This is a genomic window from Monashia sp. HAY1-2A (assembly GCF_056755315.1).
Map to the genome: position 1 here is coordinate 1 of NZ_JBNDHY010000190.1, position 7,868 is coordinate 7,868.

Consider the following 7,868-nt stretch of genomic DNA (forward strand, 5'->3'; position numbering starts at 1 on the left):
GGAGTGGGTCGCGCTCGGTGCGGGGCTGACGCGTCAGGCGGGTCAGACGCGTCAGGCGCGGCGGGCGGTGGTGACCCGGGGCCGGCCGGCGAGGTCCTCGTGGTCGGTGACCTCGACCCAGAGCCCGGTGCGCGTCAGCCGTTCGGGGAGGCTGATCCCCTGCGAGTCGGCGTGCTCGACGAGCAGCAGGCCACCGGGGCGCAGCAGGTCGGCGGCCCGGCGTGCGACGGCGAGCGGGATGGCCAGCCCGTCCTCGCTACCGCCGTACAGCGCGAGAGCGGGGTCGTGGTCGCGGACCTCGGGGTCGAGCGGCACCTGGCCGAGCGGGATGTAGGGCGGGTTGACGGTGACGACGTCGACCCCGCCCTCCCAGTCGCACAGGCACGGGCCCGAGGCGTCGCCCCGGACGAGGTCGACATCGAGACCGAGCCGGTCCCGGTTGGCCACCGACCAGGCGTGCGCCTCCGGTGACAGCTCGACGGCCCGCACGGCGACGGCGGGCCGTTCGTCCTTGACGGCGAGCGGGATGGCGCCCGACCCCGAGCAGAGGTCGACGACCCGAACGACTCGTTCGGTCCCGGACGCGTCGGCAGGGCCCGGACGCGTCGGTGCACCGGCGCTTTCGGCACCGAACGACTCGTTCGGTGCGGGAGCGGGAGGAGGAGCGGGAGGAGGAGGAGGAGAAGGAGGAGGGGCGGTGGCGAGGAGGAGACGGTCGATCTCGGCGAGCGCGAGCTCGACGAGCACCTCGGTCTCGGGGCGAGGGACGAACACGCCCGGCCCGACGGACAGCGTCAGCCGGCGGAAGTGCGCGCGGCCGGTGAGGTGCTGCAGCGGCACCCGCGCGGCCCGCTCCTCGACGAGCCGCTCGAACGCGTCGGGCAGCCTCGTGCCGCCGAGGACCATCTGCCGGCGCACCTCGCCCGTGTCGAGCCCGAGCACGTGGGCGGCGAGCTCGAGCGCGTCGGCCTCGGGCGAGGGCACCCCCGCGTCCGCGAGCGCCTGCGCCGCGGCCCGGACGCCGGTGCGCAGGTCGGTCACCCTCCGGACCCCTCGGCGAGGGCGGCGAGCTTGGCGGCCTCGTCGGCGTCGAGGGCGGACTGCACGACCGGGTCGAGGTCGCCGTCGAGAACGGCGTCGAGGTTGTAGGCCTTGAAACCGGTGCGGTGGTCGGAGATGCGGTTCTCAGGGAAGTTGTACGTGCGGATGCGCTCGCTGCGGTCGACCGTGCGCACCTGCGAGCGTCGCGCCGCGGACGCCTCGGCGTCGGCGGCGTCCTGCGCGACCTGGTGCAGCCGCGCCCGCAGGACGCGCATGGCGGCCTCCTTGTTCTGCAGCTGCGACTTCTCGTTCTGGCAGGACACGACGAGGCCGGTGGGCAGGTGCGTGATGCGCACGGCCGAGTCGGTCGTGTTGACGCTCTGGCCGCCCGGGCCGCTCGACCGGTAGACGTCGATGCGCAGGTCGTTCGGATCGACGCTCACCTCGACCTCCTCGGCCTCGGGCATGACGAGGACGCCGGCCGCGGAGGTGTGGATGCGGCCCTGGCTCTCGGTCACGGGGACCCGCTGGACGCGGTGGACGCCGCCCTCGTACTTGAGCCGCGCCCACGGCCCCTCCCCGAGGCCGGGGGTACCCCTGGTCCTGATCGAGACGCGGACGTCCTTGTAGCCGCCGAGGTCGCTCTCGGTGGCATCCTCGACCGCGGTGCGCCAGCCCCGCCGCTCGGCGTAGCGCAGGTACATGCGCAGCAGGTCGCCGGCGAACAGCGCCGACTCGTCGCCGCCCTCCCCCGCCTTGACCTCGAGGATGACGTCGCGGTCGTCGTCGGGGTCGCGGGGCACGAGCATCCGGCGCAGGTGCTCCTCGGCCTCGGCGAGGACCGCCTCGAGCGCCGGGACCTCGTCGGCGAAGCCGGGGTCCTCGGCCGCGAGCTCGCGCGCGGCATCGAGGTCGTCACGGGCCGACCGCCACGCGCGCGCCGCTGCGACGGTCGGGGCGAGGGCCGCGTAGCGCTTGTTCAGCGTCCGGACGAGGTCCTGGTCGGTGTGCACGCCGGGGTCGGCGAGGCGGGTCTCGAGGTCGGCGTACTCGTCGAGGACGGACTGCACGGAGTCGAGCACCGGGCTCTCCTGCCTGGTCGGTGGCGTGGGCTCTGAAGGGCCGAGGACGACGAACGCCGGCCCCGGCGACGGACGTCGCGGGGCCGGCGTGCGGGAGACCTACTTGGCGGCCTTCTTGCCGTACCGGGCCTCGAACCGGGCCACGCGGCCACCGGTGTCGAGGATCTTCTGCTTGCCCGTGTAGAACGGGTGGCACTGGGAGCACACGTCGGCCGAGATCTGGCCGGAGGTCGCGGTGCTGCGGGTCGTGAACGTGTTGCCACAGGTGCAGGTGACCGTGGTCTCCACGTAGGTGGGGTGAAGGTCCTTCTTCACAATCGTCTCCTCGAGGTTGTCGGCCGGGTCGGTGTCCTCGCTCGCCACCCTGGTGGGTCGCTCTGCCGTGAACCGGTCCGAAGCAAGAGTGTGCCAGAAGGGCACACGTCCTCCCAAACGCGTGCCGGGCGGTCGGCATTCCCGCCGTGGCGGTGCCTCCGGGGCAGTACCGACGCGGTGCCGACGCGGTGCCGACGCGGTGCCGACGCGATGCCGACGCGATGCCGACGCGATGCCGACGGAGTGCCGCGGGGCCGCCGGGATGCCGGCGTCAGGCGTCCGCGAGGACGTCGAGGTGCGCGGGCTGGGCGACCGGCAGGACCACCTGCATCGTCGTGCCCTCCCCCTCGACCGAGGCGATGACGAGCTCGCCGCCGTGTCCCTCGACGATGGCGCGCACGATGGCCAGGCCCAGGCCCGTGCCCGGGATGGCGGCGGCGGTCGCGTTGCCGGCGCGGAAGAACCGCTCGGACAGCCGGGCGAGGTCGGCCGCCGGGATGCCGATGCCGGTGTCGCGCACGGACACGATCGTCGAGTCGCCGGCCCGCTCGGCCGACAGGACCACCTGCCCGCCCTCGGGCGTGAACTTCACGGCGTTCGAGCCGAGGTTGATGAGGGCGCGCTCGAGCTGGCCACGGTCGACGTGCACGACGAGGTCCTGCGCCACGGCGTGGCAGACGAGCTCGACACCGCCCGCGACCGCGACCGGCTCCATCGTCTCGGCCACGGTGGCGAGCAGGTCGGCGACCGCGACGTCCTCGGCCACGGACTGCAGGCCGCTCGCCTCGATCTTGTTGAGGACCAGCAGGTCCTCGATGAGGCCACGCAGGCGCGTGGCGTTGCGCCCGATGATCTCCAGGGCCACGTGCTGGCCCTGGCTGACGTCACCGAAGTCGCCGTCGGTGAGCAGCTCGAGGTAGCCGGAGATCGACGTCAGGGGCGTGCGCAGCTCGTGGCTGATGGTGGCCATGAAGTCGGTCTTCTGCCGGTCGAGCTCGGTGAGGCGGCGGACCTGCTCCTCCTGCATGAGCGTCAGGCGCAGGGTGATGATCGACTGGGCGGCGATGGCGGCGCACTGCTGTGCCGCCTGGATCTCGTGCCGGTGCCAGCGGCGCGGCCCGTCGACCATCATGATCGCGATGATGCCGAGGCCGCGGCCCCCGGTGCCGACGGGAAGCATGAGCAGCGACCGCGCGCCCGTGGCCCGGTGGAAGGCGCGGGCGCGCTCGTCCTGGTAGGCCTCGTGCGCGAGGAGGTCGCCGAGGTCGAAGAAGCCGGCATCGCGGCGCAGCTCGTCGTTGACGGTCCCGATCTGCTGGGCGAGCGAGCGCGGCAGCGGGGGCAGGTCCGGCAGGTCACCGGCGCACCACTGGAGACGGTCCTCGATGCTCTGCCCGTCGTCGGCCAGGGTGTAGAGCAGGACGCGGTCCGCCCCGAGCCCGACGCCGAGGCGGGCGCACACCCGCTGGAGCGCCTCGGTGACATCGCTCGCCGCGCGGACCCGGCGCCCGACGTCGAGGACGAGCTCCTGCATCTCGAGGACGGCCGCCTGCTGGTCGACGAGCCGGGCGTTGGCGCGGGTCAGGTCGTTGAAGTCGCGCGCGAGCATCCGCACCTCGAGCGCGCCCTCCTCCTGGTTGGCCATGGCGATGACGTCGTCCTCGGCCTGGCGGCGCACGACCTCGCGCAGCCGGGCGATGGGCCGCCCCACCGCGCGGTCCATGCCGAACCCCGCCGCGACGAGGAGGAGGACGACGACGACGGTGACGCCGATGAGGACGTCGGAGGCGAGGCTCGTGCCGTTGCGGGAGTCGATGCGCGCCTCGTTGCGGTCACCGAGCACCTGGACCCCGAGGGCGGTGCTGGCGCCCAGGAACGTCGAGTAGGCGCCCTCCACGACGGCCTGGGTGGCAGGTGGCACCCCTGCCCCGGCTCCCCGGACGGCCTCGGCGCGCTCGACCTCCTGGAACCACCGGGTGGCCGCCTGGCGCTGCGCGGCGGCGAGGCGCTCGTACCCGGCGACGTCCTCCCGGGGCAGCTCCGGCTGGCGGATGGCCTCGAGGAGACGGTCGAGGTCGGCCTGGACCGTCGAACGGTAGCCGTCGGCCGGCAGGGTCGGCGGGCGGCCGACGGCGGCCAGCTGCCACGCGCCGTGCGCCTGGGTCATCGACAGGACGACGTCGTTGTTGGCGTCGTTGGCCGGCTCGAACACGAGGGTGAGTGCCCGGACCGACTGGCTCTGCATCTGGATCGTCACGACGGACACCACCGCGCCGGCCGTGACCAGCGCGACGATGATGCCGACGAAGATCCGGATCTGCGTGCCGACGGAGCTGCGCGTGAAGGGCCGCAGCCCGACGTTCACGCGGGACCCTCGTCGAAGCCCGTCCGCGTCATGACGCCCCAGACGTGCTTCTTGCCGCGCAGGCTCGCCCACCAGCCCTCAAGCCGCCACCAGACGGTCGCCTGGCGGTAGCCGACGTTCTCGAGGACCGACGCGACGACCGTGAGGCCGAGCGCCTGCCACCGGTCCTGCTTGTGGAAGGCCCACTCGTCGACGAGCATGGCCGCGAGCGTGACGAGAACCGCGTAGCCGTAGGCGAGGACGAGGAACAGGAGCGCGAACGGGATGTCGACGACCCCGAGCAGCAGTGCCAGCGGGACGATGACGATCCCGAAGAGCTCGAGCAGCGGCGCGAACAGCTCGAAGAGCCAGTAGTAGGGCAGGGCCACCCAGCCGACGCGTCCGTACCTGGGGCGGAAGAGCATCGAGCGGTAGGCCCAGAGGGTCTCCCAGAGGCCCCGGTGCCACCGACGCCGCTGGTTGCGCAGCACCTTCGCGGTGACCGGGACCTCGGTCCAGGACACCGGCTCCGGCACGAACTCGATGCGGTAGTCGCGCCCCTCGTCGCGCAGGCGCTTGTGGATGCGCATGACGAGCTCGAAGTCCTCACCGATGCTGTCCGGGTCGAGGCCGCCGACCTCGACGACGACGTCGCGACGGAAGAGCCCGAACGCCCCGCTGATGAGGATGAGGGAGCCCAGCCGCGACCAGCCGGTGCGGCCGAGCAGGAAGGCGCGCAGGTACTCGACGAGCTGGATGCGCGGCAGCCACGTCTGCGGCATCTCGACCCGCACGATGCGGCCGGCGATGACGCGGCTGCCGTTGACCGGGCGGATGGCGCCCCCCGTGGCGACCATGCGCGTCGGGTCGTCGGCGAAGGGGCGCGTGACGTGGAGCAGGCCGTCGGGCTCGAGGACGGAGTCGCCGTCGATCATCGCGACGAGCGGCTCGGTGGCGGCGTTGATCGCGACGTTGATGGCCTCGGAGCGGCCGGAGTTCTCCTTGCGGACGACGACGAGGCGGGTGCGGCCGTCGCGCGGCACGTGGACGCCGAGGATGCGCGCCCGGATCGGCACCTCGTGGGGCAGGACCCGGGGCACCTCGACGAGGTCGAACGCCTCCCGGAGGCGCTCGAAGGTGGCGTCCGTGCTGCCGTCGTCGACGACGACGACCTCGTGCCGCGGGTAGCGCAGCGTGAGGAACGACTTGACCGCCGTGACGATGCCGGCCTCCTCGTTGTAGGCCGGCACGAGGAGCGAGACGCCCGGTGCCAGGCCCGCGCCCTGCCACTCCACGGCCGTCGCGCGTCGGCGCTCCTGGGCCCGGAACTCGAGGTAGGCCAAGGCGATCAGGACGACGAGCGAGGTGTTGATGAGGAGGAAGTAGACGAGGATCGGGATGCTCGTGACGTCCATGAGCCAGACGACGGCCGAGCGCACGCCCTCGACGACGCCGGTCACGCCGACGCCCGCTGGAGCTCGGCCACGGTGCGGGCGGCGCGGACCGGCGGGGTGTCCTCCCGGCCGGCGAGCGCGGCGTGGCCGTCCGTGCCGAGCCCGATCAGCGCGGAGGCCGCGATCTCGGCCAGGCGCGGGTCGGGGTCGTCGAGCAACGTGGCGAGCACCGGCACGGCGGCTGCCTCGCCGAGGTCACCGAGCGCCGCGGCGCAGGCCCGGCGCAGGGACAGCGGCTCGTCACCGGCCACGTGGCGCGCGAGCACGGCGACGTCCTCGTCGCGGCCGAGGCGGCCGATCGCGGTCGCGCACGTCTCGCGGACGGTGAGGTCGGGGTCGGTCGCGAGCAGCCGGCGCAGCGCCGGCAGGCCCCGGGTGAAGCTGCGGTCGCCGGTGACGTGGGCGGCGACCATGCGGGTCCGCGCGGCGTCGTCCTCGAAGGCGGCGCCGAGGACGCCCGAGATGCCGACGCCCATCGACTGCAGCGTCTCGGCCGACGTGCTGGCGGGGATGCCGCCGTTGTCGGCGCCGGTGGCCGCGAGAACCGCAGCGGCTGCCGACGCGTCGCCGATGAGGCCGAGCCCGTAGGCGGCGCTGTTGCGCACCTGGACCGTGCTGTCGCCGAGGGCCTCGACGAGGAGCGGCACCGCGTCGGGGCCGCCGGCGAGGCCGAGCATCTGGGCCGCCTTGGCCCGGCGGACGAGCGAGCGGTGGCCCAGGTCGGCCTTGGCGCGCTCGACGGCGCCGTGGGCGGTGAGCACCTGCACGAGCTGCTCGGCGGGCAGGCCGCGGATCTTCGTCAGCAGGTCGACGACGACCTCGTCCAGGACGTCGCGGGTGACGCCGGTGGCCCAGGTCAGCTGCTCGGTGGCCGAGCCGTCGTCGTCCTCGCCGGACGCGACGACGATGAGCGGCCTGCGCAGGGGCGCGAGGAGCATCTCGTCGCGCTTCTGGCGGCCCAGCCGGCGCGACCGGACGGCGACGACGACGAGGACGAGGACCAGGCAGGTGGCCAGGACCGCGATCGTGGCGCCGAGCAGCAGGTGGGCGCCGATGGTCACCACGAGTGCGCCCTCACCGGGCCCGGGCGAGCATGCCGTTGACGCGATGGAGCAGCTCGCGGGGGCTGAACGGCTTGATGACGTAGTCGTCGGCACCCACCGCGAACCCGGTGTCGACGTCGGAGTCCCGGGACTTCGCGCTGAGCAGCAGCACCGGGACACCGGGGTGGTCGCTCTCGCGGATCTTGCGGAGCACGTCGATGCCGGACAGGCCCGGCATCATGACGTCGAGCACGACGAGCTGGGGCGGGTCGGCCTCGAAGGACTCCCACGCGGACGCGCCGTCCGGGACCGCCTCCACGGCGTAGCCGGCCTGGACGAGCTTGAACTCGACGAGGTCTCGGATGTCGGCGTCGTCGTCGGCGACGAGGACGCGAACCGGTCCGTCGCTGGCGAAGACGTGGTCGCCGGCAGGCGCGGTCATGGCACTCCATCGGTGGGGCTGGTGGGTCGATCCAGTTTACGAACATTTCGGACAGTTCCGACTCGAAACGCCGAGGTTCGGACGATGCGAGAGGGGGGGGGGGAGGGGGGGGGGTATCGTCGCCGATCTCGCAGGTTTGGGGCGGGG

The 7,868-nt window shown here is 73.4% G+C and carries 7 protein-coding genes; all 7 read right to left on the minus strand.

From position 1 onward, the window contains the following. Positions 1-51: 51 nt before the first annotated feature. The 7 genes from ACPYOM_RS19675 to ACPYOM_RS19705 all read right to left on the minus strand — a co-directional run bounded on the left by ACPYOM_RS19675 (position 52) and on the right by ACPYOM_RS19705 (position 7,721). Complete coding sequence (locus ACPYOM_RS19675; RefSeq protein ID WP_481347246.1) at positions 52-1,041, minus strand: N5-glutamine methyltransferase family protein; 990 nt, start codon at positions 1,039-1,041, stop codon at positions 52-54. Next, a complete protein-coding gene (prfA, locus tag ACPYOM_RS19680; protein WP_481347247.1) occupies positions 1,038-2,123 on the minus strand; it encodes a peptide chain release factor 1 in 1,086 nt (361 codons plus the stop codon). The genes ACPYOM_RS19675 and prfA overlap by 4 nt, the downstream gene beginning before the upstream one ends. A 99-nt stretch (positions 2,124-2,222) precedes the next feature. After that, on the minus strand, positions 2,223-2,438 hold the full coding sequence (gene rpmE, locus ACPYOM_RS19685; RefSeq protein WP_481339419.1) for a 50S ribosomal protein L31: 216 nt from the start codon (positions 2,436-2,438) through the stop codon (positions 2,223-2,225). A 271-nt stretch (positions 2,439-2,709) separates the two neighbouring features. Then, complete coding sequence (locus tag ACPYOM_RS19690; RefSeq protein WP_481347248.1) at positions 2,710-4,803, minus strand: sensor histidine kinase; 2,094 nt, start codon at positions 4,801-4,803, stop codon at positions 2,710-2,712. Continuing rightward, positions 4,800-6,242, minus strand: a complete 1,443-nt coding sequence (locus ACPYOM_RS19695) for a glycosyltransferase family 2 protein (protein WP_481347249.1) — start codon at positions 6,240-6,242, stop codon at positions 4,800-4,802. The genes ACPYOM_RS19690 and ACPYOM_RS19695 overlap by 4 nt, the downstream gene beginning before the upstream one ends. Next, the gene (locus ACPYOM_RS19700; protein ID WP_481347250.1) at positions 6,239-7,300 is read right to left on the minus strand and encodes a HEAT repeat domain-containing protein; all 1,062 of its coding nucleotides are present in this window, start codon (positions 7,298-7,300) and stop codon (positions 6,239-6,241) included. Before ACPYOM_RS19700 ends, ACPYOM_RS19695 begins: the two co-directional genes overlap by 4 nt. Before the next feature lie 10 nt (positions 7,301-7,310). Then, positions 7,311-7,721 (minus strand): response regulator transcription factor, encoded by a 411-nt coding sequence (locus ACPYOM_RS19705; protein WP_481339274.1) that lies wholly within the window; start codon positions 7,719-7,721, stop codon positions 7,311-7,313. Between the last annotated feature and the right edge of the window lie 147 nt (positions 7,722-7,868).

Bases quoted from the DNA above. Each gene is read 5' to 3' on its own strand.
- ACPYOM_RS19705 (WP_481339274.1), bottom strand. From the start codon at position 7,721: ATGACCGCGCCTGCCGGCGACCACGTCTTCGCCAGCGACGGACCGGTT.